Origin of the sequence: Lysobacter solisilvae (genome assembly GCF_016613535.2) — a bacterium.
In the GTDB taxonomy this organism is placed as follows: domain Bacteria; phylum Pseudomonadota; class Gammaproteobacteria; order Xanthomonadales; family Xanthomonadaceae; genus Agrilutibacter; species Agrilutibacter solisilvae.
The window spans coordinates 2341207-2368170 of the sequence record NZ_CP071518.1; the positions used below are offsets into that span (position 1 = coordinate 2341207).

20 protein-coding genes and 4 pseudogenes are annotated in these 26964 nt (G+C 70.3%); 15 read left to right on the forward strand and 9 right to left on the reverse strand.

Annotated elements, in window-relative coordinates:
- Nucleotides 1-407 precede the first annotated feature (407 nt).
- Nucleotides 408-1293, reverse strand: a pseudogene (gene trxA, locus I8J32_RS10405) (thioredoxin).
- 89 nt (nucleotides 1294-1382) lie between these two features.
- On the opposite strand from trxA, the gene I8J32_RS10410 reads away from it, so the two are divergent.
- Nucleotides 1383-2030 carry a DUF998 domain-containing protein gene (locus I8J32_RS10410; protein ID WP_200611794.1) on the forward strand — a complete coding sequence of 216 codons (648 nt, stop codon included), beginning with the start codon at nucleotides 1383-1385 and terminating at the stop codon, nucleotides 2028-2030.
- On the opposite strand, the gene I8J32_RS10415 is transcribed toward I8J32_RS10410, so the two are convergent.
- The 5 genes and pseudogenes from I8J32_RS10415 to I8J32_RS18090 all read right to left on the reverse strand — a co-directional run.
- On the reverse strand, nucleotides 1984-2235 hold the full coding sequence (locus I8J32_RS10415; protein WP_200611797.1) for a SemiSWEET transporter: 252 nt from the start codon (nucleotides 2233-2235) through the stop codon (nucleotides 1984-1986). The genes I8J32_RS10410 and I8J32_RS10415 overlap by 47 nt on opposite strands.
- Nucleotides 2232-3296, reverse strand: coding sequence for a DUF1176 domain-containing protein (locus I8J32_RS10420; protein WP_200611801.1), 1065 nt, complete (start codon nucleotides 3294-3296; stop codon nucleotides 2232-2234). The genes I8J32_RS10415 and I8J32_RS10420 overlap by 4 nt, the downstream gene beginning before the upstream one ends.
- Entirely contained in the window at nucleotides 3293-4603 is a 1311-nt protein-coding gene (locus I8J32_RS10425; RefSeq protein ID WP_245156301.1) for a metal-dependent hydrolase family protein, read from the reverse strand. The genes I8J32_RS10420 and I8J32_RS10425 overlap by 4 nt, the downstream gene beginning before the upstream one ends.
- A 78-nt stretch (nucleotides 4604-4681) precedes the next feature.
- Nucleotides 4682-6133 carry a diguanylate cyclase gene (locus tag I8J32_RS10430; protein WP_207526554.1) on the reverse strand — a complete coding sequence of 484 codons (1452 nt, stop codon included), beginning with the start codon at nucleotides 6131-6133 and terminating at the stop codon, nucleotides 4682-4684.
- 55 nt (nucleotides 6134-6188) lie between these two features.
- Nucleotides 6189-6386 (reverse strand): annotated as a pseudogene (locus tag I8J32_RS18090) (hypothetical protein); the annotation flags it as partial.
- Nucleotides 6387-6537: 151 nt separating this feature from the next.
- Here I8J32_RS18090 and leuS point away from each other — a divergent pair.
- The 8 genes from leuS to I8J32_RS10475 all read left to right on the forward strand — a co-directional run bounded on the left by leuS (nucleotide 6538) and on the right by I8J32_RS10475 (nucleotide 14236).
- A complete protein-coding gene (gene leuS, locus I8J32_RS10440) occupies nucleotides 6538-9336 on the forward strand; it encodes a leucine--tRNA ligase (protein ID WP_200611822.1) in 2799 nt (932 codons plus the stop codon).
- Between the two features lie 140 nt (nucleotides 9337-9476).
- Nucleotides 9477-10034 (forward strand): hypothetical protein, encoded by a 558-nt coding sequence (locus I8J32_RS10445; RefSeq protein ID WP_200611825.1) that lies wholly within the window; start codon nucleotides 9477-9479, stop codon nucleotides 10032-10034.
- 137 nt (nucleotides 10035-10171) lie between these two features.
- A complete protein-coding gene (lptE, locus tag I8J32_RS10450) occupies nucleotides 10172-10855 on the forward strand; it encodes an LPS-assembly lipoprotein LptE (protein WP_200611827.1) in 684 nt (227 codons plus the stop codon).
- The gene (gene holA / locus I8J32_RS10455) at nucleotides 10855-11901 is read left to right on the forward strand and encodes a DNA polymerase III subunit delta (RefSeq protein WP_200611829.1); all 1047 of its coding nucleotides are present in this window, start codon (nucleotides 10855-10857) and stop codon (nucleotides 11899-11901) included. Before lptE ends, holA begins: the two co-directional genes overlap by 1 nt.
- Nucleotides 11898-12560 carry a nicotinate-nucleotide adenylyltransferase gene (gene nadD / locus I8J32_RS10460; protein WP_200611831.1) on the forward strand — a complete coding sequence of 221 codons (663 nt, stop codon included), beginning with the start codon at nucleotides 11898-11900 and terminating at the stop codon, nucleotides 12558-12560. The genes holA and nadD overlap by 4 nt, the downstream gene beginning before the upstream one ends.
- 168 nt (nucleotides 12561-12728) lie before the next feature.
- On the forward strand, nucleotides 12729-13163 hold the full coding sequence (rsfS, locus tag I8J32_RS10465; RefSeq protein ID WP_200611833.1) for a ribosome silencing factor: 435 nt from the start codon (nucleotides 12729-12731) through the stop codon (nucleotides 13161-13163).
- Nucleotides 13164-13396: 233 nt separating this feature from the next.
- The gene (gene rlmH, locus I8J32_RS10470; protein ID WP_200611834.1) at nucleotides 13397-13867 is read left to right on the forward strand and encodes a 23S rRNA (pseudouridine(1915)-N(3))-methyltransferase RlmH; all 471 of its coding nucleotides are present in this window, start codon (nucleotides 13397-13399) and stop codon (nucleotides 13865-13867) included.
- 63 nt (nucleotides 13868-13930) lie between these two features.
- Nucleotides 13931-14236, forward strand: a complete 306-nt coding sequence (locus I8J32_RS10475; RefSeq protein ID WP_200611835.1) for a hypothetical protein — start codon at nucleotides 13931-13933, stop codon at nucleotides 14234-14236.
- Nucleotides 14237-14381: 145 nt separating this feature from the next.
- Here the strand turns inward: I8J32_RS10475 and I8J32_RS10480 are convergent, their stop codons facing one another.
- A complete protein-coding gene (locus tag I8J32_RS10480) occupies nucleotides 14382-15086 on the reverse strand; it encodes an energy transducer TonB (protein WP_245156302.1) in 705 nt (234 codons plus the stop codon).
- A gap of 156 nt (nucleotides 15087-15242) precedes the next feature.
- The gene (locus tag I8J32_RS10485) at nucleotides 15243-15986 is read right to left on the reverse strand and encodes an SIMPL domain-containing protein (protein WP_200611836.1); all 744 of its coding nucleotides are present in this window, start codon (nucleotides 15984-15986) and stop codon (nucleotides 15243-15245) included.
- 158 nt (nucleotides 15987-16144) lie between these two features.
- Between I8J32_RS10485 and I8J32_RS10490 the strand changes: the two genes are divergently transcribed.
- The 4 genes and pseudogenes from I8J32_RS10490 (at nucleotide 16145) to tldD (ending at nucleotide 24034) form a co-directional block, all read left to right on the forward strand.
- Nucleotides 16145-16741 carry a Maf family protein gene (locus tag I8J32_RS10490; RefSeq protein WP_200611837.1) on the forward strand — a complete coding sequence of 199 codons (597 nt, stop codon included), beginning with the start codon at nucleotides 16145-16147 and terminating at the stop codon, nucleotides 16739-16741.
- A pseudogene (gene rng / locus I8J32_RS10495) lies at nucleotides 16738-18235 on the forward strand (ribonuclease G). Before I8J32_RS10490 ends, rng begins: the two are co-directional and overlap by 4 nt.
- 141 nt (nucleotides 18236-18376) lie before the next feature.
- Nucleotides 18377-22277 (forward strand): annotated as a pseudogene (locus tag I8J32_RS10500) (YhdP family protein).
- A 311-nt stretch (nucleotides 22278-22588) separates the two neighbouring features.
- Complete coding sequence (tldD, locus tag I8J32_RS10505) at nucleotides 22589-24034, forward strand: metalloprotease TldD (protein ID WP_200611843.1); 1446 nt, start codon at nucleotides 22589-22591, stop codon at nucleotides 24032-24034.
- Nucleotides 24035-24136: 102 nt separating this feature from the next.
- Here the strand turns inward: tldD and yjgA are convergent, their stop codons facing one another.
- Nucleotides 24137-24733 carry a ribosome biogenesis factor YjgA gene (gene yjgA, locus I8J32_RS10510; RefSeq protein WP_200611846.1) on the reverse strand — a complete coding sequence of 199 codons (597 nt, stop codon included), beginning with the start codon at nucleotides 24731-24733 and terminating at the stop codon, nucleotides 24137-24139.
- Nucleotides 24734-24837: 104 nt separating this feature from the next.
- Between yjgA and pmbA the strand changes: the two genes are divergently transcribed.
- Together pmbA and I8J32_RS10520 are read left to right on the forward strand one after the other, a co-directional pair.
- Nucleotides 24838-26229 (forward strand): metalloprotease PmbA, encoded by a 1392-nt coding sequence (gene pmbA, locus I8J32_RS10515; protein ID WP_407060960.1) that lies wholly within the window; start codon nucleotides 24838-24840, stop codon nucleotides 26227-26229.
- Nucleotides 26230-26395: 166 nt separating this feature from the next.
- Nucleotides 26396-26743: a DUF4870 domain-containing protein gene (locus I8J32_RS10520; protein ID WP_200613080.1), complete on the forward strand. Its 348-nt coding sequence runs from the start codon at nucleotides 26396-26398 to the stop codon at nucleotides 26741-26743.
- Nucleotides 26744-26964: the final 221 nt, after the last annotated feature.

Genomic DNA, 26964 nt, shown 5'->3' on the forward strand with positions numbered 1-26964 from the left:
ACGGATTCGGGAAGACCAGAAATGGATTCCGGAAGTCCGCAGGGGCTTCGGGAAGACCGGAAATGGATTCCGGAAGACGAAAAACGGATTCGGGAAGACCAGAAATGGATTCGGGAAGACCAGAAATGGATTCCGGAAGACCGCAGGGGCTTCGGGAAGACCGGAATTGGGATTCGGGAAGACCGGAAACGGCTTCGGGAAGACCGGACAGCCTTCGGGAAGACCGGAAATGGATTCCGGAAGACCGCAGAGCCTTCCGGAAGACCGCAAATGGATCCGGGAAGACCGCAGGGCCTTCGGCAAGACCGTCCGGCCGGATCTCCAGGATCCAGGCCTCGCGGGTCGAAGCCTGGATACCGAAGGCGCGGACGACCCGAAGGTCGCCATCAACGCCCGATCGTGCGGGATCAGAACAGCAGCGACGACATCCGGCGGCGGTAGGTGCCCACCAGGTCCTGGTCCTCGACGATGCGGAAGGCATCGAGCAATGCCTTGCGCGGCAGGCCGTCCTCGAAGGCGCGGTCGCGGCGGAGCATTTCCAGGAACTGGTCGAGGCCGGCCGCCGCGTCGCCGGCGACGATGTGGTGCACGCCCAGCAGGTGGCGCGCGCGCAGGTCGTCGGGGTTGCTGGCCACGGCGGTTTCGAGCACGGCCGCCGGCGGGGCATCGCGCAGCAGCCCGGCGAAGGCCAGGCGGGAACGGGCGCCGATGGCGCGGTCGTCATGGGCCCAGGTTGGCGGGCAGGCCGTCGAGCAGCTGCTCGGCTTCCGGCGCGGCGCCGGTGCGCAGCAGGGCCAGCGCCAGGTCGAGCTTGAGTTCATCGTTCTCCGGCGCCGCCGCCGCCTGGCTGCGCAGGCGCATCACCTCGACGTGCGGATCGACCGACTCAGGCTCCATCTCCTCCGCGTTGGCCGCTTCGGCGGGGGCGGGCTGGATGCCGTGGTGGGTAAGGAATTCGCGCAGCTGGCCCTCGGGCAGGGCGCCGGGGAAGCCGTCGGCCAGCTGGCCGTCCTTGACCAGGAACACGGTCGGGATCGAGCGCACCTGGAAGGCCGCGCCCAGTTCCTGCTCGGCATCGACGTTGATTTTGGCCAGGCGGAATGCGCCGTTGTATTCGGCGGCCAGCTTTTCCAGGATCGGGCCCAGCTGCTTGCACGGCCCGCACCACTCGGCCCAGAAGTCGACCAGGATCGGCGTCTGCTGCGAGGCCTGCAGCACCTGCGCTTCGAAATTGGCGGCGGTGGCGTCGAAGACGTGGGCGTTGGCGCTGGCTTGGGCGGGATCGGGAGTCATCGTGCGGCTCGGTGCGGAATGGGGTTCAGATGGGGGCGCATGCGCGCCCGGGCAAGCCGGGCAATGGCGCGCACGCTAGCATGGGGCCCATGTCCCTCCGCTCCACGCCGGTCTCACGCCACCTGCCGCTGCTGGCCGGCCTGTGCTGCCTGCTGTCCGTGCTGGTCTTCGCCGGCATGCTGCAGGGCTACTCGCACCGCATCCATCCGGTCGCGGTGCTCGGCGGGCTGACCATGCCCCACGCGTGGGTCTTCAACACGTTCACCTTCATCGTGCCGGGCCTGCTGATGGCCTGGCATGGCTGGCTGATCCGCGACGCCCTGGACCACCACGGCGCGCCCGCGCACTGGATCGCGCGCGTGGGCGCGCAGTTGCTGCAGGTGTCCGCGCTGGCCTTCGCCGCGCAGGGCGTGCTGCCGCTGGACCTGTCGGATCTGGAAAATCCCGTCAGTGCACGCCACGCCGCCGCCTGGATGATCTGGTGGCTGGCCTTCGCCGTGGGCGGGGTGCTGATGGCGGGCGGCCTGCGCCGGCGCGCGCCGTGGCGCCGGCTGGTCTGGGCCACGGGCTTCGTCGCGCTGGCATTGCCGATATGCGCGCTGGTGCTGCCGCAGCACATGGCCGCCGGCCTCGCGCAGCGGATCGGCCTGGCGCTGTGGTTCCTGTGGGGCGTGCTCGTCGCCGGCGAGGTCAGCCGAAACGCAGCTTCATCCCGAGGATCGTCGCGGAAAGGATGAAGGTGATGATGTTGGAGATGATCATCGGCCAGGAATCCAGGTAAAGGCCGTACCCCAGCCACAGCGCGACGCCGACGGTGAACATCGCGTACATCCCCGCCGAAATTCCGCTCGTGTCCTTGCTGCGGATGGTCTTGATGGCCTGCGGCACGAACGACAGCGTCGTCAGCGTGGCCGCGGCAAAGCCGATCCACTCGCCGTTCACGGCGTGCCTCCCGCGACCCGGCTGCGCCAGCGCGTGGGCCAGTGGTCGGCGTGCGCGCCCGCGCAGCGCTCCATCGACGCGTACTGCGCCAGCTGGAACCGCTTGCCATCGAAGATCCACTGCGCGGTCTCCCCGCAGTCGCCCAGGCCACGGCCCTTGGCGTAGTGGGCCAGTTGGCCGGTGGCGGGGTCGTAGTCGGCAGACGTCAGCATCGTCATCGCCGGTTCGCCCGGCACGGAGGGAAGCTGCAGCCGGCGTGCGCTCGACGCATCACGCCGCGCCACCTGGAACAGCAGTCCCGATCCCTGGTAGGCGCCCATCAGACAGCCCACCTGCACCAGTGCCTGCGTGTCGGTGAGTGCCCAGGCCTGGTCCAGCACCGTGGCCTCGTAGCAGTCTTCCTGGGCCAGCGTATCCGCCTGCAGGCGCCTGACGGTGGCAACCAACGCGGTGGCGTCGGCGTCCGCCAGTGGCGCGGGTGGCGGAGCGGCTTGCAGTACCGGCAGGGCAGGGGCGGCCGGCACGCGCTCGTCGCCGCGCTCGCCGCGTCGAAGCAGCGCGCCGCGCGTATCCAGGCGGCCCTGCAGCTCGTCGATCAGCAGCAGCGCGGCGCTCAGGCCGCGCAGCGGGATGCCGCCGTCCTGCGCGTCGGCGCCGGGCCGCAGCCGACGCCCGTTGCGGATCGCATCGATGAAGCGCTGCGTTGCGGCCAGGTCGGAGGTCGTCGGCGACTGGAAATCGCCGGCGTCGTCGGTCGACCATGCCGGCGCCGGAAACCGCAGTGGCGTCGCATCCACGAAGCCCCCTGCGGCGCCGATGAGTTCGACCCGCGGCGCCGCGTGCGGTCCGGCATCGCGCTCGATGGACAGCAGGCGGCCACCGTCTTCCTCCGCGCCCAGGGCGACGCAGCGCAGGCCGTTGTCGCAGGTCACCGTCCAGTCGGCGAACTGGCGATGGACCGGTGTCGCGGCGGACGCGGGCAGCCAGGCGGTCAGCGCGATCGCCGCGGCCAGGCGCGCGGCCTGCGTGGACAGGCGACCTGGACGCGCAGGCGCTTTCACTTCGACGGCTCCGCGTACACCGTGCCGTCCTTCATCACGAAGTCCACGCCCAGCACCGCCTGGATGTCCTCCAGCGGATTGCCCGGCATCGCCACGATATCGGCGCGCAGGCCCGGCTCGATCGCGCCCTGGTCGGTCACTCCCAGCACCTGCGCAGCGTGCACCGTGGCGGTCTGCAGGGCGTAGGCGGCGGGAATGCCGGCCTCGACCATGTAGATGAACTCCCGCGCGTTGTCGCCATGCGGCCCGACGCCCGAATCGGTGCCGAACCCGATCCTGACGCCGTTGCGGTACGCCTTCGCCGCGGTGTCCTGGATCTGCGCGCCGACCTGCTGCGCCTTGGGCCGCACGATCGCCGGGAAATAGCCTTCCACTTTGGCCTTGTCGGCGACGAAGCGGCCGGCCGAGATGGTGGGCACGTACCAGGTGCCCTTCTGCTTCATCAGCGTCATCGTCTCGTCGGAGAGGTAGGTGCCGTGCTCGATGCTGGTCACGCCGCCCAGCACGGCGCGGCGGATGCCCTCGGCGCCATGCGCGTGGGCGGCGACGCGGTAACCGTAGTCCTTCGCGGTATCGACGATGGAACGGATTTCCTCGACGGTGAACTGCGGCGCGTCGGCGGACTTCGCGTACGACAGCACGCCGCCGGTGGCGGTGATCTTGATGACGTCGCTGCCGTCCTTGTACGCCTGGCGCACGGCCTGGCGGGCGTCGTCCACGGAATTGATCACGCCCTCGCTCGGGCCGGGCGGGCCGAGCAGGTGGGACAGTTCGGCGTTGTAGCCGTTGGTGGGATCGCCGTGGCCACCGGTGCTGGCGATCGACTTGCCGGCCGCCCAGATGCGCGGGCCGTCGACCAGGCCCTGGTTGATCGCATCGCGCAGGTGCAGGGACACGCTGCCGCCCAGGTCGCGCACGCTGGTGAAGCCGGCCCGCAGCGTCTTGCCCGCGTAGGAGCTCGCGCGGAAGGCGTAGTCCGCGTCATCCAGGCGGAAGCCTTCCTCGTAACTCTTCGGGCTGCTCTGCGAGCCCAGGTGCACGTGCAGGTCGGTCCAGCCGGGGCTGCAGGTGTGCGTGGACAGGTCGATCAGCTTCGCGCCGGGCACCTGCGCGGCGCCATCCAGGACCTGCGTGATGCGGCCTTCGCCGACCACCACCGTGCGCGCGCCCAGCATCTGGCCGCTGCGCGCATCGAACAGGCGGCCGCATTGCAGCGCGGTCAGGCCGGCTTCGGACGCCGAAGCATGGCCTGGCGCGCACGCGGCTACGGCCAGGACGAGGAGGGCGGGACGCAGGTGCACGGGCATGCGGGTCTTCCGGCGGCAAGGGAGCCGCATTGAACCACGCCCGTTGCGACGCCGGGCGGCGCCGCGGTCGCCGATGGATCAGGCGGGCTGGCCGTGCCCGATCACGCGGTTGCGGCCGGCGTGCTTGGCCCGGTACAGCGCCGCGTCGGCCAGCTGCAGCAGTTCATCGGCCACCTGCGCATCGTCCGGGAACATCGCCAGGCCGAGCGATGCGGTGTTGGGCCCGATGATCTCGCGCGCATGCAGCACCGTGGTCGAGCCGATCGCCGCGCGGATCACCTCGGCGCGCGCCAGCGCCGTCTCGCGATCGGTCTCCGGCAGGACCAGGGTGAACTCCTCGCCGCCGTAACGGCAGGCGACGTCCTCGTTGCGGACCAGTTCGCGCAGCGTCTGGCCCACGCGGGCCAGCAGCGCATCGCCGCCGGCGTGGCCGTAGCGGTCGTTGAAGCGCTTGAAGTGGTCCACGTCGAGCATGATCACCGCCAGCGGCTTCTGCCGCCGCTGGCAGCGCAGGATCTCGCGCTGCAGGTGCTCTTCGAGGTAGCGCCGGTTGTACAGGCCGGTCAGCGGATCGTGCAGCGACTGCAGGCGCAGGGTCTCGCGCAGTTGCAGGTTGACCAGCGACAGGCTCAGCTGCTCGGCGATGGCCTCCACCAGCGTGGTGGCCTCCTCGTCGCCGCCGTGCAGCCCGTGCAGGTGCAGCAGGCCCAGCGACGTACCCTGCGCCATCAGCGGCACGCACAGCATCCAGGCGCTGTCGGGCGAGCCTTCGGGATGCACGTGCCGGCAGTGGACATGCCCGCCATGACCCCCGCTGCGGTGCGGCTGGCCGCGGCGCAAGGCCCAGCAGTCGTCGGGCAGGAGCATCGCGTCGCTGGGAATCACTTCGGTGCCGAACTGGGCAAAGGTCTCGGCCAGGTTCTGCGAGGCGCGCAGCACGTAGCAGCGGCCGGCGGCATGCGGGAGGAGCTGTTCGATGACGCGGGCGGTGACGGCCATCGCCTCATTGCGGTCATGGCAACTCTGCAGCAGGCCCGCGTAGGCCCCGAGCAGGCGGCGCTGCTCGGCCAGCCGGTCGCGCTGTTCGATCGATTCGGCCAGGCGCACGACGGTCGCGCGCGCCTCGCGCTCCAGGCCTCGCGCACGGCGGTTCTCGCGGGCCAGGCCCCACAGCAGCACGCCCAGCAGCACCAGCGGCACCAGGATGCCGGCGATCACGATCGACGTGGTCAGGCTGGCCCGACGCTCGGCCTCGGCGCGGCGCTGGCGCAGGAGCACGCGCTCCTCGGCCAGGATCTGCTCGGTGGCGGCATTGATGCGCTGCATCTGGGCGAAGCCGGTGCCGACCGCGCCGGCCCGCTGCGCCGCCGCCATGCCCTGCGCGCCCTGCAGGTCGATCAGCCCCTGCAGGGTGGCGACGCGTTCGTTGACCTGGGCGCGCAGGGCCCTGGCGCGCTCCAGCTGCGCCGGGTTGTCGCCCACCAGCGTGACCAGCTCGGCCAGCGCCCGGCGGTTTTCCCGGGAGGCCACCCAGGTATTCGGCCAGCATCGCGGCCTCCCCGGTCAGGCGATAGCCGCGGGCGTGGGACTCCAGCGAGCGGGTCGTCGAGCGCGCGGATTCGGCGGCGGCCATCACCTGGTAGGTGTGCTCGACCATGTCGCCGCTGCGGGTGTAGCCCCGGATCGCCAGGATCATGGTCAGGCCGACGCCGCCCAGCAGCAGCGCCGCCAGGATGAAGGCGGGCATCCGGAACGCCTGCTGGCGGGTCAGGGGGGCATCCATGGGCGGAAATGTCCTGCGCCTGTGCAACGCCGCGATCCTAGCGCCTGAATGCGGCCTGCGACGTGAGGGCCGCCGGCCCCGCACGCATGCATGGCAGGGTTTTGTGCGCTGCGGTAGGCTTTCCGGTCTTTCCTCCCGTCAAGTGCCGACCGTGTCGACCCACCCCGTCCAGCCCGATCCGAATGCCTCCGAACCGCGCGGGTACGACCCGCAAGCCGTCGAGGCGTCCGCCCAGCGGTTCTGGAATGCCCCGTCGTGGGACGGCCGCCGCGCCTTCGAGGTCGACGAGGCCTCCGGCAAGCCCAAGTACTACTGCCTGTCGATGCTGCCGTACCCCTCCGGCGCGCTGCACATGGGCCACGTGCGCAACTACACCATCGGCGACGTCATCAGCCGCTTCAAGCGCATGACCGGCCACAACGTCCTGCAGCCCATGGGCTGGGACGCCTTCGGCCTGCCGGCGGAAAACGCCGCGATCAAGAACAACACCGCGCCGGCGAAGTGGACCTACGCCAACATCGCGCACATGAAGGAGCAACTGCAGCAGATGGGCTACGCGATCGACTGGTCGCGCGAGTTCGCCACCTGCCAGCCGTCGTACTACGTGCACGAGCAGCGCATGTTCGTACGCCTGATGAAGATGGGCCTGGCCTACCGCAAGAACTCGGTCGTCAACTGGGACCCGGTCGATCAGACCGTGCTGGCCAACGAGCAGGTGATCGACGGCCGCGGCTGGCGCACCGGCGCGCTGGTGGAGAAGCGCGAGATCCCGCAGTGGTTCCTGAAGATCACCGACTACGCCCAGGAGCTGCTCGACGGCCTGGACGCGCTGCCGGGCTGGCCCGACGCGGTCAAGACGATGCAGCGCAACTGGATCGGCCGCAGCGAGGGCCTGGAGATCGGCTTCGATGTCGTCGACGCCGACGGCCAGCCGGTCGCGCCGCTGACGGTGTTCACCACCCGGCCGGACACGCTGATGGGCGCGACCTTCGTGTCGATCGCCGCCGAGCACCCGCTGGCCCAGCACGCCGCCGCGGGCGACGCCGACCTGGCGGCGTTCATCGCCGAACTGCGCCAGGGCGGGGTGTCCGAGGCCGAACTGGAAACCCAGGTCAAGCGCGGCCGGGACACCGGCCTGCGCGCGATCCACCCGATCAGTGGCGAACAGCTGCCGGTCTACGTCGCCAACTTCGTGCTGATGAACTACGGCACCGGCGCGGTGATGGCCGTGCCCGGCCACGACGAGCGCGACTGGGAATTCGCCACCATGTATGGCCTGCCCATCCGCATGGTGATCGTCCCGACCGACGTGCGCGACGCGCTGGAGGAGATCGAGCGGCACGTGGCCGCCCACGACGACGCGATGAACAGCGCGCTGGGCGGCGGCGGCGCCATCGACGTCTACGACACCGGCGCGGCAGTGCAGGTGGTGGAGGAATTCCAGCGGCGCATCGCCGAAGAAGTGCCGTACTGCGAGCGCGGCTGGCTGGTGAATTCTGGTGAGCTGGACGGCATGGATTACGCGCAGGCGTACGAGGCCCTGGCTACGCGCTTCGAGCAGGCCGGGACCGGCCAGCGCCGCGTCAATTACCGGCTGCGCGACTGGGGCGTGAGCCGCCAGCGCTACTGGGGTTGCCCGATCCCGGTGATCCTGTGCGCCCATTGCGGTGACGTGCCGGTGCCCGAGGACCAACTGCCGGTGGTGCTGCCGGAGGACGTGGCCTTCAGCGGCGTCGCCTCGCCGATCAAGAGCGACCCGGAATGGCGCAAGACCACCTGTCCGCAGTGTGGCGCCGCCGCCGAGCGCGAAACCGACACCTTCGACACCTTCATGGAGTCGAGCTGGTACTACGCGCGCTACACCTCGCCCGGTGCGGCGGGGCAGGTCGACGATCGCGCCAAGTACTGGACCCCGGTGGACCAGTACATCGGCGGCATCGAGCACGCGATCCTGCACTTGCTGTATTTCCGCTTCTACCACAAGCTCATGCGCGACCAGGGCCTGGTCGCCTCCGATGAGCCGGCCATCAACCTGCTCACGCAGGGCATGGTGATCGCCGAGACCTTCTATCGCGAGCGCGCGGACGGCTCGAAGGACTGGTTCAACCCGGCCGATGTCGAGGCCGTGCGCGACGAACGCGGCCGCATCATCGGCGCGACGCTGAAGTCCGACGGCGCGGCCGTGCATATCGGCGGCATCGAGAAGATGTCCAAGTCGAAGAACAACGGCGTCGACCCGCAACTGATGGTCAGCAAGTTCGGCGCCGACACGGTGCGGCTGTTCTCCATGTTCGCCGCGCCGCCGGAGCAGTCGCTGGAATGGAACGAAGCCGGCGTGGAAGGCATGGCGCGGTTCCTGCGCCGCTTCTGGCGCGAGGTGACCACGCATGTGTCGCAGCCGGACCATCCGGACGTCGCCACGCTGCTGGCCTCTGGCGCCGCCCTGACGCCGGCGCAGAAGACCCTGCGTCGCCAGCTGCACGAGGCCATCCAGAAGGTCGGCGACGACTACGGGCGTCGCCACAGCTTCAACACCGCCATCGCGGCGCTGATGGAACTGCTCAACCACCTGTCGAAGTTCGACGACATGAGCGATGCCGGTCGCGCCGTGCGCCACGAGGCGCTGCAGGCCATGGTGCTGCTGCTCAATCCGGTCACCCCCCATGTCAGCCACGCACTGTGGCAGGCCCTAGGGCACCCGGAAACGCTGCTGGAGGACGTGCCGTTCCCGGTCGCCGATCCCGGCGCGCTGGCGCGCGACAGCGTCACCCTGGCGGTGCAGGTCAACGGCAAGCTGCGCGGCACGATCGAGGTCCCGGTCAATGTGGCCAGGGAAGAAGCCGAACGGCTGGCGCTGGCCGAACCGGCGGTGGCGCCCTTCGTCGCCGGCCAGACGGTGAAGAAGGTGATCGTGGTGCCGGGCAAGATCGTCAACATCGTGGTGGGTTGAGGCCCACCGGCACGACCGGCCGGCAGGAGCCGGCCGCGCCGTGCATGGCGGCCCTGGCGGCCCGCCGCCGCTACCGCCGGCTATGATCGGCGCGCCGGCAAGGGGCCGGCGTCATGCCGGCCGGACCGGGGGAAGTGGACATGCGCGTCGTGATGGCAGGAGTGCTGGGAGGCGTGCTGCTGTTCCTCTGGGGCATGGTGGCGCACATGATGCTGCCGTTCTCCGAGAACGCGATGCTGCAGATTCCCGACGAGGAACGCGTGATCGCCGCGGCGCAGGGCAACATCACCCAGAGCGGCGTCTACTTCTTCCCCTACGTCAATTACATGCAGGCCTCGCCGCAGGAGCAGGACGCCTACGCGGCCAAGCTTGCGCGCGGCCCCAGCGGCCTGCTGGTGGTGCGGGCGGGCGGCTACGACATGGACATGATCCCGGAGCTGCCGATCGAGGCGATCAGCAACATCCTGGCCGCGCTGCTGGCCGCGATGGTGGTGTGGGGCCTGCGCGTGGCGACGTACGGCAGGCGGGTGGCCTCGATCTTCGCCTTCGGCGTGGTCGCCTGGCTGTCGGTGTGCGTGTCGCAGTGGACCTGGTACGGCTTCAGCACGCCCTTCCTGATCAGCGACCTCGTCGACCAGTGGGGCGGGTGGCTGGTGGCGGGCCTGGGCATGGCGGCGGTACTGAGGCCGCGGGCCTGATCGTTGCGCGGCATCGCGCGGGGACGGCGTGTCCACGCGGGGTGAAAGGCCCGGCCAGCGGACCTTTCACCCGCCGCCGGCCGAGGGCTGAACGTCCCGGCTTGCCGCATCCGTCCGCGTCGTCCAGACTTCAGCGCATGATTCGTCAAGCCCTGATCGTCTCCCTCGCGCTGGCCCTGACGGCCTGCGGCTTCCACCTCCGCAACGACCTCACCCTGCCGCCCGACCTCGGTCCGGTGCAGGTGAAGTCCGTCGATCGCTACAGTCCGCTGGCCGACTCGCTGCGTTCCTCGATCCAGCGCGCCGGCGTCGCCACCGGCACCGGTGGCCAGAACACCGTGGTGCTGGACCTGTTGTCCGAGCGCTGGGGCGACACGCCGATCAGCGTGGACCAGTTCGGCCGTTCGCAGGAATACAGCCTGCGCCATGCGGTGATCTTCGAACTGCGCCTGGCCGACGGCACCGACCTGATGCCGCGGCAGACGATCGAACTGTCGCGCGACTACATTTCCAACCCGGTGAACACCATCGGCACGGAAGGCGAACGCGAGATGCTCGTGCGCGAACTGCGGCGCGAGATGTCCGCGTCCATCCTGCGCCGCATCGGCGCCGTCGCACGCACCACGGGCCTGACGGCACCGTCGGGCTCGCTGCTCGACGAGCCGGTGGCCGAGGATGCCGCCAAGGCGGCGCTGGAAGCGGCCGATGCCAATCCGCCGCCCGAGGACACGGCGCCGACCGAGCCCGCGCCTGCCCAGCCTGCGCCGACCGAGCCCGCTCCGATCGAGCCCGCGCCCGACGTGCCGCCCAAGACGCCCTGATGGAACTCAAGCCGGAACAGCTGGCCGCTCAGCTGGGCTCCGGACCGCTGCGCACGGCCTACCTCATCGCGGGGCCCGAACCGCTGCGGGTGCTCGAAGCCGCCGATGCGATCCGCGCCGCCGCGCGGGCGCAGGGCATCGGCGAACGCGAGATCTTCGAAGCCGAAGGCAACCAGCGCGAGCCCGACTGGAGCGCGATGGAGGCCAGCTTCCGTTCCCCCAGCCTGTTTTCCAGCAAGCGGCTGATGGAAGTGCGCTTGCCCAGCGGCAAGCCGGGCACCGAGGGCGGCCGGCTCATCGCGGAGTTCTGCGCGCAACCTCCGTCCGACATCACCCTGCTGGTCACCTGCGGCGACTGGAGTCGCCAGCACGGGGGCAAATGGAGCGAGGCGATTGCCCGCGTCGGCCAGGTCGCGATCGCCTGGCCGATCAAGCCGCATGAACTGCCCGGCTGGATCGAACAGCGCCTGCGTTCGCGCGGGCTGAAGGCCGAGCGCGACGCCGTCCAGCGGCTGGCCGATCGCGTCGAGGGCAACCTGCTGGCCGCCGCGCAGGAAATCGAGAAACTCAAGCTGCTGGCCGATGGCGAAGTCATCACCGCCGCGCGCATGGACGACCTGGTCGCCGACGCGGCGCGATTCGACGTGTTCCGGCTGATGGACGCGGCCATGAACGGCCAGGCGGCGCAGGTCGCCCGCGTGCTGCGTGGCCTGCGCGGCGAGGGCGAAGCCGTGCCGGCATTGCTGGGCATGGTGATCCGCGAGCTGCAGACGGTGGCGTCGCTGGCCCGCGCCGGCAACCTCGCCACGGCGTTCAAGTCGCTGCGCGTGTGGGATTCCAAGCAGCCCATGTATCGCCGGGCGCTGCAGCGGCACGAGCCCGCGCGCTGGGATGGATTCCTCGCCCAGGCAGGCCGCGTCGATGCGATCGCCAAGGGCCGTCCGCGTCGCGGTGTCGAGCCCGACGATGCCTGGGTGGCGCTGGAGCGCCTGCTGCTGGCCGTCGCCGAGCCGCGCGCGGCGCGCCTGCTCGCCGCCGCTACGTGAGCCTGGCCGTCTACTACGGCGGCACGTTCGATCCGGTGCACCAGGGACACCTCGCGGTGGCGTGCGCGGCGCGCGACGCGCTGTCGGCCACGGTCTTCCTCCTGCCCGCGGCCGACCCGCCGCACAAGGGGCCCACGCATGCCGACGCCGACCAGCGCGCGCGCATGCTCGACGTGGCCATCGCCGGCGAGCGTGGCCTGCGCGTGGATCGCCGCGAACTGCGTCGCGGCGGGCCTTCCTACACGATCGACACGCTGCTCGAACTGCGCGCGCAGTTCGGTCCGCAGGCGCCCCTGGCCTGGCTGGTCGGCGGCGATTCTCTCAATACGCTGCACACCTGGCACCGCTGGACCGAGCTGTTCGAGCAGGCGCACATCGTGGCCGTGCAGCGGCCGGGCGCGCGCATCGACGACGAAGCGCTGGCCCGGCAGGCGCCGGAAGTCCACCAGGCCGCCCGCGGCCGGTGGCGGCGGCTGGACGAACTGTCCGCCACCCCGGCCGGGGGCTTGGCGGTGCTGCCCTTGCGCGAGCTGCGGCCCGAATCGTCCAGCGAGCTGCGCCGCCGCATCCAGGCCGGCGCGCCCTGGCGCGACTGGGTGCCCGCGCCGGTGGCGGGCTACATCGAGCATCAGGGCCTGTATGGCGTGGCGACACCGTAGGCGGGCCGTTCGTCGGCCGGTGCGGCCGCAGACGGCCGTGGGCCCGGCGCTGTCCATGGAAACGATGGGGTCCAGCCCGTCCGTGAAGCCGGTCCAGCGCCCCCGCACACCCGCGTCCACACCGGCTTCCCTATAATCGACCCGCATCCCGCCGAGACCGAGTTCGCCTTGACCAGCCAAGCCCAAGTCATCAAGACCCGCCTTCCCAATCCCCCGCCGTCGGCCGATGCGCTGCTCAGGACGGTGCACGCGGCGGTCGAGGAGCTCAAAGCCCGGGACGTGGTCGAGATCGACGTGCGTGGCAAGAGCAGCGTCACCGACTTCATGGTGATCGCGTCGGGCACCTCCACCCGCCACGTCAAGTCGATAGCCGACGAAGTGGTGAAGTTCGCCAAGAAGCTCGACATCCAGCCGCTGGGCGTGGAAGGCGAGCGCGAGGCCGAATGGGTGCTCGTCGACCTGGGCGATGTCGTGGTGCACGTCATGCTGCCGCGCGTGCGCGAGTTCTACGCGCTCGAGCGCCTGTGGACCGTCGGCGACCAGCCGCCCACGCAGGATGAAGAAGACCGCGAAGGCCACGCCGGGCCGCGCAGCCGGTTCTGAATGATGTCGACCGGCGCCGCGCGATCGCGGCGGCCGGTGGAATGGAAACGGCGCCCCGCGGCGCCGTTTTCCTTTGTGGGGTTTGCCGGTCGGGTCGTGGAATGCGGCGTGGTAGCGGGTCCTGCCGTCGCCGCACGTCGAACTCACGTGGACTGTCGCCCGCCCAGCGGTCCAACGCGCCGACCCTGCACCGTCCGGCGCGTGAGCCCTGGCGCGTTCGCTACCATGCGTGCATGAAAGCCAGACTGATCGCCGTGGGCGAGCGCGCGCCGCGCTGGGTCGCCGAAGGCTTCAGCGAATACCAGAAGCGCCTGTCGCACTGGCTGCCGCTGGAACTGACCGAGGTCGAACCCGGCCTGCGCGGCAAGGGACGCGATGCCGCGCGCGCGATGCAGGACGAGGGCGCGCGGGTGCTCGCCGCACTGCCCCGGCAGGCGACCGTGGTCGCGTTGGACGGGCGCGGAAAGATGTGGTCGTCCGAACAGCTCGCCCAGCGCCTGGAGCACTGGCGCGGGCAGGGCCGCGACCTGGCGTTCCTGATCGGTGGTCCGGAGGGACATGCGGGAGAGGTGCTCGCCCGTGCCGACGAGCAGTGGTCGCTGGGGCCGCTGACCCTGCCGCACATGCTTGTGCGGCTGGTGCTGGCCGAGCAGATCTACCGCGCGGCGGCGCTGCTGGCCAATCATCCCTACCACCGCGCGTAACCGCGGCTGCGGCAAAGCCGGGTGCGGGGGGCGAAAGGCCGACCCGCGGGCTCCGAAAGCCCAATGCTGGGCATTGAAAGCCGCATGCTGGGCTCCGAAAGCCAAACGCTGAGGTCTCAAAGCCAAACGCTGGGCTCCCAAAGCCAAACGCTGGGGTCTCAAAGCCAAACGCTGGGCTTTCAAAGCCAAACGCTGGGCTTTCAAAGCCAAACGTTGGGCACTGAAAGCCAAACGCTGGGCTCCCAAAGCCAAACGCTGGGCTCCCAAAGCCAAACGCTGGGCTTCCAAAGCCAAACGCTGGGCTTCCAAAGCCAAACGCTGGGCTCCCAAAGCCAAACGCCGGGCATTGAAAGCCAAACGTTGGGCTGAAAGCCAAGCGCTGGGCAATGAAAGCCAAAACCCTGCGGGGCGGCGCGGGCGACGTCCGCGCAAGCCGGCAGGATCGCGGCGTACCGCAGGCATCACGTGCCATGCGGCCTTCCCCGGCACGCGGGGAAGGCCATTCCGGAGGGCGCTACCGGTTGAGCGTGAAATCCACCGGCACCAGGCCGATGGCCTGCACGGCGCGGCCGTCCTGCATGGCGGCCCGGAAGCGCCACTTCGACAACACCTGGCGCCTGGCGGCCTGGTCGAGCGAACGATTGCCGCTGCTGCGTTCGATGCTCACCTCCAGCGGTTTGCCGTCGATGCCGACCAGCACCCGCAGGACGACGGTGCCTTCCGCGCCCGCGCGGGCGGCATCGCCCGGGTAGCGCGGCGGCGGCGCGATCTCGTATTCCAGGTGGGCGCCGGTGAGCGGTTCGCTGATCGTCGTGGAGCGGACGGGGGTGACATCGGCGACGACCTGCGCCGGGGGCGGGTCGATTGGCGTCACGTCGGTGAACTCGACCGGGGGCGGCGGCACTGCGATGGGCTGCGTGACCGGCGTGGTCACCCGCTGGGCCGGGCGTTCGACCGGCACCGTTTCCGGCGGCGGCGGGGGCGGGGGCGGCGGGACCTTGATGGACTCGTAGATCGTGGTCTCCTCGTCGGCGGCGGGCGCCGGCGGCGCCGCCATCGGCGCCAGCAACAACAGCAGCGCGGCCACGTGGACCGCGATGGCCCCGGATTCGGCGGCGATGCGCGCCACGTCGAGTTTTCCCATCGCCTCGCGCAGCACCGAGCCGCGGACGGCCCCGGCCTGCAGGCGGGCGGTTGTCAGATCGAGGGTTTGCGCCATTTGCCACCTCCACATGTTGTCGGCACCTCTCTCAACGGGCCGGAACAGGGGACGGGGTTGGCAATGGCGAAGTTTTTTTCAGCGGGCACACCCGGACGGACTTCCAGAACGAACGAGGCCCGCCGGAGCGGGCCTCGTAAGACATTGCGGGCGGGGTCAGCGGCCCAGTTCGAACACCACGTCCAGGTTGACCGAGAGCGTGTTCTCGCCGGGCGAGACCGACGTGTCGGCGCCCTTGGCCATTTCCATCGCCTGCATGCGCATCATCGGCATCGGCGGGCCAAAGCTGCCGCCTTCGTTGATGCTCACGATGCGGCGCACGCGCATGTTCAGGGTCTTGGCGTACATCTCGGCGCGGGCCTGCGCCTTCTCGATCGCCTGGCGGCGCGCCTCGTCCATCGCCTCGTCCTTCTTGTCGACGTCGAAGGTCGGGCCGTTGATCTGGTTGGCGCCGACGGCGGCGAGCGTGTCGAGGATCTTGCCGAGTTTGGCGATGTCGCGGACCACGACATTCACCGTGTTGTGCGCTTCATACCCGGTGATCTTCGGCGGCTGGTTCTCGCCGTACTGGTAGGTGGGATTGAGGCTGATGCCGCTGGTCTGCACGTCCTTGGCGGGAATGCCCGCCGCCTTGATCGCATCGACGACCCGGGCCATCTGCTCGGCGTTGGCGCGCATGGCCGAATTGGAATCGACCGCGCGGGTCACCACGCCGGTGGAGATGGTCGCGATGTCGGGGACGCGCTTGGCCTCGCCCTGCGCCGAGACGTTGAGCAGGGTGCCATCGGTGGCGACGTATGGCGTGGTCTGGGCGGTGGAGGACATGGGCGAGCAGGCTCCGAGGACGAGGGCGGCGGCCAGCGCCAGCGGGCGCAGGGCGGGATGGGACAGTTGCAGCATCAGTCAACTCCTTGTGGACGTGCGGGGGCGCGGGATATGTCGCGGGTACGGTAAACGATCCGCATGGCGCATCAGGGTTACGTGACGGCAGCCGGGTCGGGCTTCAGTCAGCGCGGGTTATCCTTTCGCCCATCCCGCACCGGCCCCCTCAGGACCTGATGCTCTATCTCGCTTCCCAATCCCCCCGCCGGCGCGAACTGCTCGGCCGGCTCGGCTTGCCTTTCGGTCTGCTCGAACTCGACGTGCCCGAACACCGCCAGCCGGGCGAACCGGCGGAGGAGTACGTCCGCCGGGTCGCGCGGGAGAAGGCGGGCGCGGGCCTGCTGCAGGTGATGGGCAACCCGGCGGCGATCGTGCTGGGCAGCGATACCGAGGTCGTGCTCGACGACGAGGTGTTCGGCAAACCCGGCGATCCGGACGACGCGGCCGCCATGCTGCGACGCCTCTCCGGGCGGACCCACCAGGTGATCAGCGCGGTGTCGCTGGTCTCGCCCTCGCGCGAGGCGCAGACGGTGTCCGTGTCGGAAGTCGCCTTCGCCGCGCTGAGCCCGGCGCAGATCGACGCCTACGTCGCCGCCGAGGCCGAATGGCGCGGCAAGGCGGGCGCCTACGGCATCCAGGGATTCGCGGAAACCTTCATCACCCGCCTCAGCGGCTCGTACTCGGGCGTGATGGGCCTGCCGTTGCACGAGACGGTGGAACTGCTGCGCCAGTTCGGCCTGGATCCCATGCCTGCCGCGGAGGCGCGCGCATGAGCGAGGAGATCCTGGTCAACGTCACCCCGCGCGAGACGCGCGTGGCGGTGGTCGAAAACGGCATGCTGCAGGAACTGCACATCGAGCGCGGCTGGCGCCGTGGCGTGGTGGGCAACATCTACAAGGGCAAGGTGCAGCGCGTCATGCCGGGCATGCAGGCCGCCTTCGTCGAAGTCGGCCTGGAACGCGCGGCGTTCCTGCATGCCGCCGACATCATCAAGCCGGCGCAGGTGACCAGCGAGGGCGAGAACGCGGGCGACGCGGCCCCCCTGCCACCGACCCCGACGCGGCCGATCGCCGAGTTGCTGCGCGAAGGGCAGGACATCATCGTGCAGGTGGTGAAGGACCCGATCGGCAGCAAGGGTGCGCGCCTGACCACGCAGCTGAGCATCCCCTCGCGCTACCTGGTGCTGCTGCCGCGCACGCGCGTGGTGGGTGTGTCGGCGCGCATCGAGGACGAAGCCGAACGCGCGCGCCTGAAACAGCACGTCACCCAGCTGGCGCCGGCCGGCGCGCAGCACGGATACATCGTGCGCACCAACGCCGAAGGCCAGCCCGAAGAGGCCCTGGGCGAGGACATCGCCTACCTCAGCCGCGCGTGGGCGCTGATCGAACAGAAATCGGCCAGCGCGCGCGTGGGCGAACGCGTGTACGAGGACCTGACCCTGCCGCTGCGCGCCGTGCGCGACCTGATGCGCAAGGACGTGGAGAAGGTGAAGGTGGACTCGCGCGAAACCTGCGACCGCCTGCGCAGCTTCGCCGCGCAGTACATGCCGGGCCTCGCCGAGAAGATCGAGCATTACACCGGTGCGCGCCCCATCTTCGACCTGTACGGCGTCGAGGACGAGATCCAGCGCGCGCTGGAGAAGGAAGTGCCGCTCAAGTCCGGCGGCTACCTGGTCATCGACCAGACCGAGGCGATGACCACGATCGATGTGAACACCGGTTCATTCCTGGGGCAGCGCAACCTGGAGGAAACCGTCTACCGGACCAACCTGGAGGCGGCGCAGTCGGTCGCCCGTCAGCTGCGCCTGCGTAACCTTGGCGGGATCATCATCATCGATTTCATCGACATGACCGACTCCGAGCACAAGCGGCAGGTGCTGCGGCAGCTGGAGAAGTCGCTCACGCGCGACCACGCCAAGACCACGGTGTACGACTTCTCCCCGCTGGGCCTGGTCGAGATGACGCGCAAGCGCACGACCGAGAGCCTGGAGCGCCAGCTGAGCGAGGCCTGCCACGAGTGCAGCGGCCGGGGCACGCTCAAGACACCCGAAACGGTCACCTACGAGATCTTCCGCGAGATCGTCCGCCAGGGTGCGGCAGTTCGATGCGGCCCGCCTGCTGGTGATCGCCTCCCCCAAGGTGGTGGCGCGGATCACCGACGAGGAGTCGGCCTCCGTGGCCGAGCTCGAGGAGTTCCTGGGCAAGTCGATCCGTTTCCAGGCCGACGACCAGTACGCGCAGGAACAGTTCGATGTGGTCCTGCTCTGATCGGGGCGGGACGGCGACCGGGCAGGCGACCGTCGGCACCCTGCGTTCAATGTCCGGGGTCCATGGTGTAGGCGGACGGGGAGCCCCTGGTCTCCCCCGCGTCCCCCTGCCGCTGCTTCCGCCCTCGCGCGGTTTTCGCTGATGCCCACACCCCTGCGCCGCCGCCTGCGCTTCGCCCGTCGGGGGCTCGCCTATTCGGCGGCCGTCGTGCTGGTGCTGGTCGCGCTGCTGCTGGGCGCGGCCAGCCAGGTGCTGCCGCTGGCCGAGAGCCATCCCCAGCGGGTCGCACAGTGGCTGAGCGAGCGTGCCGGCCGGCCGGTCGCGTTCGACCGGCTGGAAACCGCCTGGACCCGCCGCGGGCCCCTGCTCAAGCTCGACGGCCTGCGCATCGGCCAGGGCCGCGAGGCCTTCACCGTGGGCGATGCGGAAATGCTGGTGTCGGTGTACGCCGGCCTGCTGCCGGGCCGTGCCTTCACCGAACTGCGCCTGCGCGGCCCTGGACCTCACGCTGGAACGCGCCGACGACGGCCGCTGGCACGTGCGCGGACTGCCGGGCCAGCAGCAGGCCGGCGCCGACCCGTTCGCGGCGCTCGAGGGCCTGGGCGAACTGCAGCTCATCGGTGCGCGGCTGGCGGTCGTCGCGCCCTCGCTGGGGATGGATGCGGCGCTGCCGAGGATCGACATGCGCCTGCGCGTCGACGGCGATCGCGTGCGGGCCGGTGTGCGCGCTTGGCCGGTGCCGGCGCGGACGGCCCGGCCTGCGCCCCCCGTGGAAGGCGTGCTGGATTTCAACCGCCGCACAGGCAACGGCGACGCCTACGTCGGCGCGACGAAGGTCGACCTGGCGGCCTGGGCCTCCCTGCTGGACATCGGCGGCATCGCCCTGGAGCAGGGCGCCGGGCGCGCCCAGGCGTGGGCGCGGCTGAGGGCCCGGCGGGTGGATTCGATAACGGCCGACGTGGCCCTGGGCAACATCGCCCTGCGCGGCGCCCCCATCGAGGCCGGTGGCGCGCCCACGCGGCACCGCTTTCCCCGGCTGGTCGCGCTGGCGCGCTGGCAGGCCGTCGATGCGGGTTGGCGCGTGGATGCGCCGCGCCTGCGCGTGGGCGGGGAGGGTCGGGAACATCAGCTCGACGGGCTGATGATCGCCGACGGCGAACAGTACGCCCTGCGCGCGCAGCGGATCGACGCCGGCCCGCTGCTGGCGGCGCTCACGCTCAGCGACCGGCTGCCGCAGGCACTGCGGCGCTGGATCGCGACGGCGCGGCCGACCGTGACCCTCCATGGCATCGACATCGCGGGCCGCCGCGGGGGCGCATTGAGTGCGTCCGGACGCGTGGCCGCCCTGGGCTTCCGGCCCGTGGGCCGCACGCCCGGCATCGACGGCATGGGCGGGACCATCGCGGCCGACAGCGAGGGTTTCACCTTCCGCTTCGATCCGGCTTCGACCGTGCGCTTCGACTGGCCCACGGGTTTCGGTGTCGTCCATGCGGTGAAGCTGCGGGGCGAGGCGGGCGGCTGGCGCGAAGGCAAGGGTTGGCGCGTGGCCACGCATGCACTGCGCATCGACGGCCAGGACCTTGGCGTGGACGCGCGCGGCGGCCTGTGGTGGCAGGGCGATGGCACGCGTCCCTGGATCGACATTGCCGCCGAACTGGACTCGACCGTCATCCCGGTCGGCAAGGGGTTCTGGCTGCGCCAGGACATGCCGGCCAGCGCGGTCCATTGGCTGGATACCGGACTGGTCGCCGGCCAGCTGCATGAAGGTCGTGCGGTGATTTCCGGCGACCTGGACAACTGGCCCTTCGGCGCCGACAGCCCGGGGTTCTTCGAGGCCACCGGCAAGATCCGCGACGCGACCATCCGTTTCCAGGAGGAGTGGCCGCCGGCGCAGGACGTGGACGTCGATGCCCTGTTCACCGCGCGTGGCTTCGAGGTGACCGGCAGCGGCCGCCTGGGCGACGTGGCCATCCCGAAGCTGCGCGCCGGCATCGACAGCTACCGTGGTGGCGCGCTGACGGTCGATGCGCAGGGCGCGGGCGACGCGGCGCAGCTGCTCGAAGTGCTGCGGCACAGTCCGCTGCAGAAGGAACACGGGCAGACCCTGGAAAGCGTCAGCGCCAGCGGTCCGGCGGACGTCGGGTTCGCGCTGCGCTTGCCGCTCGCACACGAGGCCGGTGGCATCAGCATTGGCGGCACCGTCGCACTGAAGAACGCCAGGCTGGCCGACAAGCGCTGGAAGCTCGCCTTCGAGCAGGTGGAGGGGCAAGCAGAGTGGTCGCGCGCAGGCTTCGGCGCCCAGGACCTGACCGTGCGCCACAAGGGCGAGCCCGGGCGGCTTTCGCTGCGCGCGGGCGGCCCCTACGTGCGCGACGACGGGCATGTATTCGAGGCCGACATGGAAGCCAGCCTGGCCGCCGCCGACCTGCTGGACCGCGCCGAGGAAATGGCCTGGCTGAAGCCCTACCTGGATGGCCGGTCGCAGTGGACCGTCGGGCTGGCCATTCCGAAGACCGCGCCGGGCGCCAGTGCGCCCACGCTGCTGCAGTTGCGTTCGGACCTGGTGGGCACGCGGCTGGACCTGCCGGCCCCGCTGCGCAAGTCCGCCGGCAGCGTGCTGGCCACGAGCGTGGAAACCCCCCTGCCGCTGGGCAGTGGCGACATCCGGGTTGCGCTGGGCCGGATCCTGGCTGTGCGCGCACGCTCCACCAACGGACAGACCGGCGTGCGTGTCGAGCTGGGCCAGGACAGTGTCGAGGAAGCGCCGCCGGCTTCCGGCCTGGTGGCCGTCGGACAGGCCGACAGCCTGGACGCGATCGACTGGATCGCGCTGGCCCGCGGAGGCAGTGGCGAGAGCCGCGTGCCGCTGCAGCGCATCGATGTCACCGCGCGCCGGCTGCGCCTGCTCGGCGCGGAGTTTCCCGAGACGCGCGTGCGGGTGATGCCCGGCGCGCGCGGCGCCATCGCCGTGCAGGCCGAAGGACGCGCGCTGGAAGGCGCGTTGATGGTGCCGGCCGCGGAAGGTGAGGCCATCGCCGGCAAGTTCGAGCGCGTGCACTGGCGTTCGCCTCCGCGGGCCGGTGCCGGTGCCGCCACCGCCGGCGCGGAGGCGACGGCGGCAGCCGGTGAGCCGGCGCAGGGGCCGGCGGCCAGCGCCACCACCACGACATCGCGCGACGACGAGATCGACCCGTCCCGCATTCCCGCGCTGGTGTTCGAGATCCAGGACCTGCGCGTGGCCGATGCCGCGCTGGGCACCGCGTCGATCCGCACGCGGCCGTCGGCCACGGGCATGCGCATCGAACAGTTGCAGACGCGGGCCCCCCTGCATCGGCTCGCCGTCACCGGGGACTGGAACGGACGCGGCAACAGCGCGCGCACGCACATCGCGCTGGGCATCGACAGCGACGATTACGGCACGCTGCTGACCGGCCTGGGCATCGGCGGTCGAATCGCCGGCGGCGAGGGCAAGGTGCAGCTGGATGCGGCCTGGCCGGGCAGCCCGCTCGTGTTCCGCCTGGAATCGCTCGAGGGCAGCCTGGTGGTGGATACGCGCGACGGCCGTCTGCTCGAGATCGAACCCGGCGCGGGTCGCGTGCTGGGACTGCTGAGCCTGGCGCAGATTCCGCGCCGGCTCACGCTGGACTTCCGCGATTTCTTCGCCAAGGGTTTCAGCTTCGACCAGCTAGGCGGCACCGTGCGCTTCGGGAGCGGGCAGGCCCGCAGCGAAGCGCTGGTGATCGACGGTCCCGCGGCGACGATCGACATCCGCGGCACCGCCGACCTGCGGGCGCAACGCTACGACCAGACCATCGAAGTCCGGCCGAAGGCGGGCAACCTGCTGACCGCGATCGGCGCGGTGGCCGGCGGTCCGGTCGGCGCGGCCATCGGCGCGGCGGCCAATGTCGTGCTCAACAAGCCGCTTGGATCCCTGGCGTCGAAGACTTACCGCGTCACCGGCCCGTTCAAGGAACCCAAGGTCGAGGTGGTATCGCGCGAAGAGAGCCGCGCGGCGACCACGGCCGCCGTGCCGCAGGGTTGATCGGCAGGGTTGATCGGCAGGCCGGCGCCCGCACATCCTTGAGCGTGGCCGCGGACTCATCGTGCTGTCCGCGGTGGGTTCCCTTGGCTGCCTGGCCCCGGCCAGTTCACCCCTGGCGGCCCGGCCTGCTTTACTGGGGCCTGCTTGGCTGAGGCTTGCTCCACCCAGGCTTTCTCCACTCAGGCCTGGGCAGTTCACGCGTCCTCCCGCTCGACCGGACGACCCTTGCGGCGGCCGGCAACGGGGTCGCCAAACGCGCATCCGGCTACGCCGGATGCCGTTGGCTACTTTTCCCATTTCCGGAATCTTCGATGACCCAGCCTCTCCAGCTAGCGCAATCCCGCCTGCTCCTGCCCGCCGGGCTCGACGAGGGAGGACTGGAACGCACCTTCGGCACGCTGCTGGGCCCCGGCATCGATTTCGGTGACCTCTACTTCCAGCATGCGCGCCGCGAGAGCTGGACGGTGGAGGACGGCATCGTCAAGGAGGGCGCGCATTCCATCGAGCAGGGCGTGGGCGTGCGCGCGATCAGCGGTGAGAAGACCGGGTTTGCCTATTCGGACGAGATCAACTCCGCCGCGCTGCTGGAAGCCTCGCGCTCGGCGCGCGCGATCGCGCGCGACGGCGTCACCCAGTCCACGCGCGCGCTGACCTTCGGTGGCGGGCGTGCGCTGTACACCAGCGACGATCCGATCGACTCGCTCGGCAACGAGGACAAGGTCGAGGCGCTGCGCCGCATCGACCGTTTCGTCCGCGCCTCCGACCCGCGCGTGCAGCAGGTGGTGGTGAGCCTGTCCGGCGGCGTCGATACGATCCTGGTGGCCCGCAGCGACGGCGTGCTCGCGGCTGACATCCGCCCGCTGGTGCGGATCAACGTGCAGGTGATCGTCGAACAGAACGGACGCCGCGAGAGCGGCTACGCCGGTGGCGGTGGCCGTTATTCCTACACGCAGTTGCTGGCCGACGGCCGCCCCGAAGCGCTGGCCCGCGAAGCGGTGCGCCAGGCCCTGGTCAACCTGGAGGCGGTCGACGCGCCGGCCGGCGTGATGCCGGTGGTGCTGGGCTCGGGCTGGCCCGGCGTCCTGCTGCACGAGGCGGTGGGCCACGGACTGGAAGGCGACTTCAACCGCAAGGGCACCTCGACCTATGCAGGCCGCATCGGCCAGCGCGTGGCGTCGCCCGGCGTGACCATCGTCGACGACGGCACGCTGCCGGGACGGCGCGGTTCGCTCAACGTCGACGACGAGGGAACCCCGACGAACTGCACCACGCTGATCGAGGACGGCGTCCTGGTCGGCTACATGCAGGACACCCTCAATGCGCGGCTGATGGGCATGGCGCCCACCGGCAACGGGCGTCGTGAATCCTTCGCGCACCTGCCGATGCCGCGCATGACCAACACCTACATGCTGGCCGGCCCGCACGATCCGGAGGAGATGATCCGGTCGGTGAAGAAGGGCCTGTACGCCGTCAACTTCGGCGGTGGCCAAGTCGACATCACCTCGGGCAAGTACGTGTTCTCGGCGACCGAGGCCTACCTGATCGAGGATGGCAAGGTCACCGCGCCGGTGAAGGGCGCGACGCTGATCGGCAACGGACCGGAGACCATGCAACGGGTCAGGATGATCGGCCACGACCTCGCGCTGGACGAGGGCGTGGGCGTTTGCGGCAAGGACGGGCAGAGCGTGCCAGTCGGCGTGGGTCAGCCGTCGCTGCTCATCGAGGCACTGACGGTCGGCGGGACGCAGGCCGGATGAGGGTCGCGATGCCCGTGCGCGTGGACATGTCCGCGCGCGGTGTGTGACCACTGCATGGAGATGGCGATGAGCCGTGCCCGCCCCGCGATGCCCCGTCCCGCGTCAGCCGGCGGGGGCGTCGTCGTCGTCGATGTCGGCGCCGGTGTCGGCGTCGGCGTCGGACATCCCGTCGGCTCCGCCGGCGCCGAGGAGCAGGTCCCGCAGGGCCCGGTACAGTTCACGGAACGCACGCGGGGGCTTGTTGCGCTTGCGTTCTTCCAGCGTGTTGCGCACCAGTTGGCGCAACTGCTGGCGATCGGCGCCGGGATGCTCGTCGAGCAGTTCGGCCAGCGCCGCGTCGCCGCCTTCGATGAGGCGCTCGCGCCAGGTTTCCACGCGATGCATCGCGGCCACTTCGCGCCGCGCGGCCTCGCCCTTTTCATCCAGCGCGTCGCGGATCGCCTCCAGCACTTCGTCGTCCTCGCGGCGCATCTGCTTGGCCAGGTACTGCAGCTGGCGCTTGTGCGCGATCTGGGCCGTGATGCGCCGGCATTCGCGGATGTGCGGCAGCAGCGATTCGGGCACGGGCAGGCGGGCCAGCTGGGCCTCGGTCAGGGCAACCAGCTGTTCGCCCAGCGACAGCACCTCCAGCGCCTCGCGCCGGTTCTGGCTGCGGCTGGGGCTCAGGAATTCGCCGGTTTCGTCGTCTTTGCCACGCATGCATCCACCTCGGCGCCGGCGCGCCGGCTTTACAGTCCACTTCCAATTCCACGTCCGTTCCGGACGCGCCGGGCATGCCCGGATCTGAAAACAAGGATAAAGCATTGAACGCCACCCTCCCGCCGCAAGCCCTGCATGACGACAGCCAGGCCCGGCTCGACCGCCTGGCCGACATTTCACAGCGACTGCTCGAACGGTGCCGCGCGCGTGGCGCGAGCCAGGCCGAGGTGTCCTGTTCGGAGGAAAACGGGCTCAGCGTGAACGTGCGCATGGGCGAGGTGGAAACCGTCGAGTCGACCCGCGACCGGGGCATCGCGGTCACCGTCTATTTCGGCCAGCGCAAGGGCAGCGCCAGCACGGCCGACCTGCAGGACGAGAGCCTGGACGCCACGGTGGAGCAGGCCTGCGCGATCGCCCGGCACACCGAGGACGATGCCGCCGCCGGCCTGGCCGAGCGCGAGCTGATGGCGACCGACCTGCGCGAATTCGACGGCTGGCATCCGTGGCGGATCGACGCCGACCGGGCCATCGACCTGGCCATGGCCTGCGAAGCCGCCGGCCGCGACTTCGACCCGCGCGTGGAGAACTCCGACGGGGCGTCGCTGGGCAGCGGCAACAGCCTGAGCGTGTATGCCAACTCGCACGGCTTCATCGGGCGTGAGCGCAGCAGCAACCACAGCATCGGTTGCGCGCTCATCGCCGGCCGCGGCGAGGGCATGCAGCGCGACGGCTGGTACAGCTACGCATTGGCCGAGGAGGACCTGGAAACGCCGGCCGCCATCGGACGCAAGGCGGCCGAGCGCACGGTGTCGCGGCTGTCGCCGCGCCAGATCGCCACGGGTGACTACCCGATCCTGTTCGCGGCCGAGGTCGCGCGCTCGCTGATCGGACACCTGATCGGGGCGGTGTCCGGCGGCGCGCTCTATCGCAAGGCCAGCTTCCTCGTCGACAGCGCGGGCACGAAGCTGTTCCCCGACTGGATGACGATCGAGGAGCGTCCCTTCCTGCCGCGCGGCCTGCGCTCGTCGGCGTTCGACGCCGAAGGCGTGGCCACGCGCGAGCTGCCGCTGGTCCAGGGCGGCGTGCTGCAGCGTTACGTGCTGGGCAGCTATTCGGCCCGCAAGCTCGGCCTGGCATCGACCGCCAACGCCGGCGGCGTGCACAACCTCCACGTCGGCGCCAATGCCGGAGACCTGGCCAGCCTGCTGCGCGGCATGGGACGCGGCCTGCTGGTGACCGAGTTGATGGGGCAGGGCGTCAATACCGTGACCGGCGACTACTCGCGCGGCGCGGCGGGCTTCTGGGTCGAGAACGGCGAGCTGGCCTATCCCGTCGACGGGATCACCATCGCGGGCCAGTTGCGCGACATGTTCTCGGCCATCGAGGCGGTGGGCACGGATATCGACCCGCGCTCGCACCTGCGCACCGGCTCGATCCTGGTCGGACGCATGATGGTGGCCGGCGACTCCGGCGTCGGCGAGGCCGCGCCGGGCTGAGTCCGGCGGCCCGGCCGTGGGGCGTTTTTCGCGTGATGGCGCGGTGATAGAGTGCCATCACGGCACATCGCCGAATATGGGGAGTCCAGACATGACCGACTATCAACAGCCGCCTGCCGAAACAACCGCCGTGAGCGGGATCTCCGCCGACGAGCGGCAATGGGCGATGTTCGCCCACCTGTCCGCCCTGGTGGGCGGCATCCTGACCTCCGGCTGGGCCGGCAGCTTGGGCTGCTTCATCGGCCCGCTGATCATCTGGATGATCAAGAAGGACACCATGCCCTTCGTCGACGACCAGGGCAAGGAAGCGCTGAACTTCAACATCACCGTGGGCCTGATCTTCCTGGCGCTGCTGCTGCTGTCGATCTTTACCCTGGGAATCGGCCTGATCATCGCCATTCCCGCGTGGATCGTGATCGGCATCGCCTGGCTCGTGCTGACGATCATCGCCGGCATCAAGGCCAACAACGGCGAGACCTACCGTTATCCGCTGACGCTGCGCCTGATCAAGTAAGCGCAAGTGCGGCATCGAGAACGCCGGCCATTGGCCGGCGTTTTTCTTTGCGCGTGCGCGGTGACGGATTCTGCGTTGGCCCGCCCTGCAACCGACATGCATGCACGCCAGCGTGCAGCGTCTGGCGCACCGCCGCGGAGCAGAGCGGGCCGACGCTGCGGTGGCCAGGCGGTGAAAAACGAACGCCGGCGCGAGGCCGGCGTCGTCATGGAGCATCGCGG

Excerpts from the sequence above, each read along its gene's own strand:
- I8J32_RS10410 (WP_200611794.1), top strand. The coding sequence starts at position 1,383 with ATGTCCCTCCGCTCCACGCCGGTCTCACGCCACCTGCCGCTGCTGGCC.
- I8J32_RS10425 (WP_245156301.1), bottom strand. The coding sequence starts at position 4,603 with ATGCCCGTGCACCTGCGTCCCGCCCTCCTCGTCCTGGCCGTAGCCGCG.
- I8J32_RS10445 (WP_200611825.1), top strand. The coding sequence starts at position 9,477 with ATGCGCGTCGTGATGGCAGGAGTGCTGGGAGGCGTGCTGCTGTTCCTC.
- lptE (WP_200611827.1), top strand. The coding sequence starts at position 10,172 with ATGATTCGTCAAGCCCTGATCGTCTCCCTCGCGCTGGCCCTGACGGCC.
- holA (WP_200611829.1), top strand. The coding sequence starts at position 10,855 with ATGGAACTCAAGCCGGAACAGCTGGCCGCTCAGCTGGGCTCCGGACCG.
- rlmH (WP_200611834.1), top strand. The coding sequence starts at position 13,397 with ATGAAAGCCAGACTGATCGCCGTGGGCGAGCGCGCGCCGCGCTGGGTC.
- I8J32_RS10475 (WP_200611835.1), top strand. The coding sequence starts at position 13,931 with ATGCTGGGCATTGAAAGCCGCATGCTGGGCTCCGAAAGCCAAACGCTG.
- I8J32_RS10480 (WP_245156302.1), bottom strand. The coding sequence starts at position 15,086 with ATGGCGCAAACCCTCGATCTGACAACCGCCCGCCTGCAGGCCGGGGCC.
- I8J32_RS10485 (WP_200611836.1), bottom strand. The coding sequence starts at position 15,986 with ATGCTGCAACTGTCCCATCCCGCCCTGCGCCCGCTGGCGCTGGCCGCC.
- I8J32_RS10490 (WP_200611837.1), top strand. The coding sequence starts at position 16,145 with ATGCTCTATCTCGCTTCCCAATCCCCCCGCCGGCGCGAACTGCTCGGC.
- tldD (WP_200611843.1), top strand. The coding sequence starts at position 22,589 with ATGACCCAGCCTCTCCAGCTAGCGCAATCCCGCCTGCTCCTGCCCGCC.
- yjgA (WP_200611846.1), bottom strand. The coding sequence starts at position 24,733 with ATGCGTGGCAAAGACGACGAAACCGGCGAATTCCTGAGCCCCAGCCGC.
- I8J32_RS10520 (WP_200613080.1), top strand. The coding sequence starts at position 26,396 with ATGTTCGCCCACCTGTCCGCCCTGGTGGGCGGCATCCTGACCTCCGGC.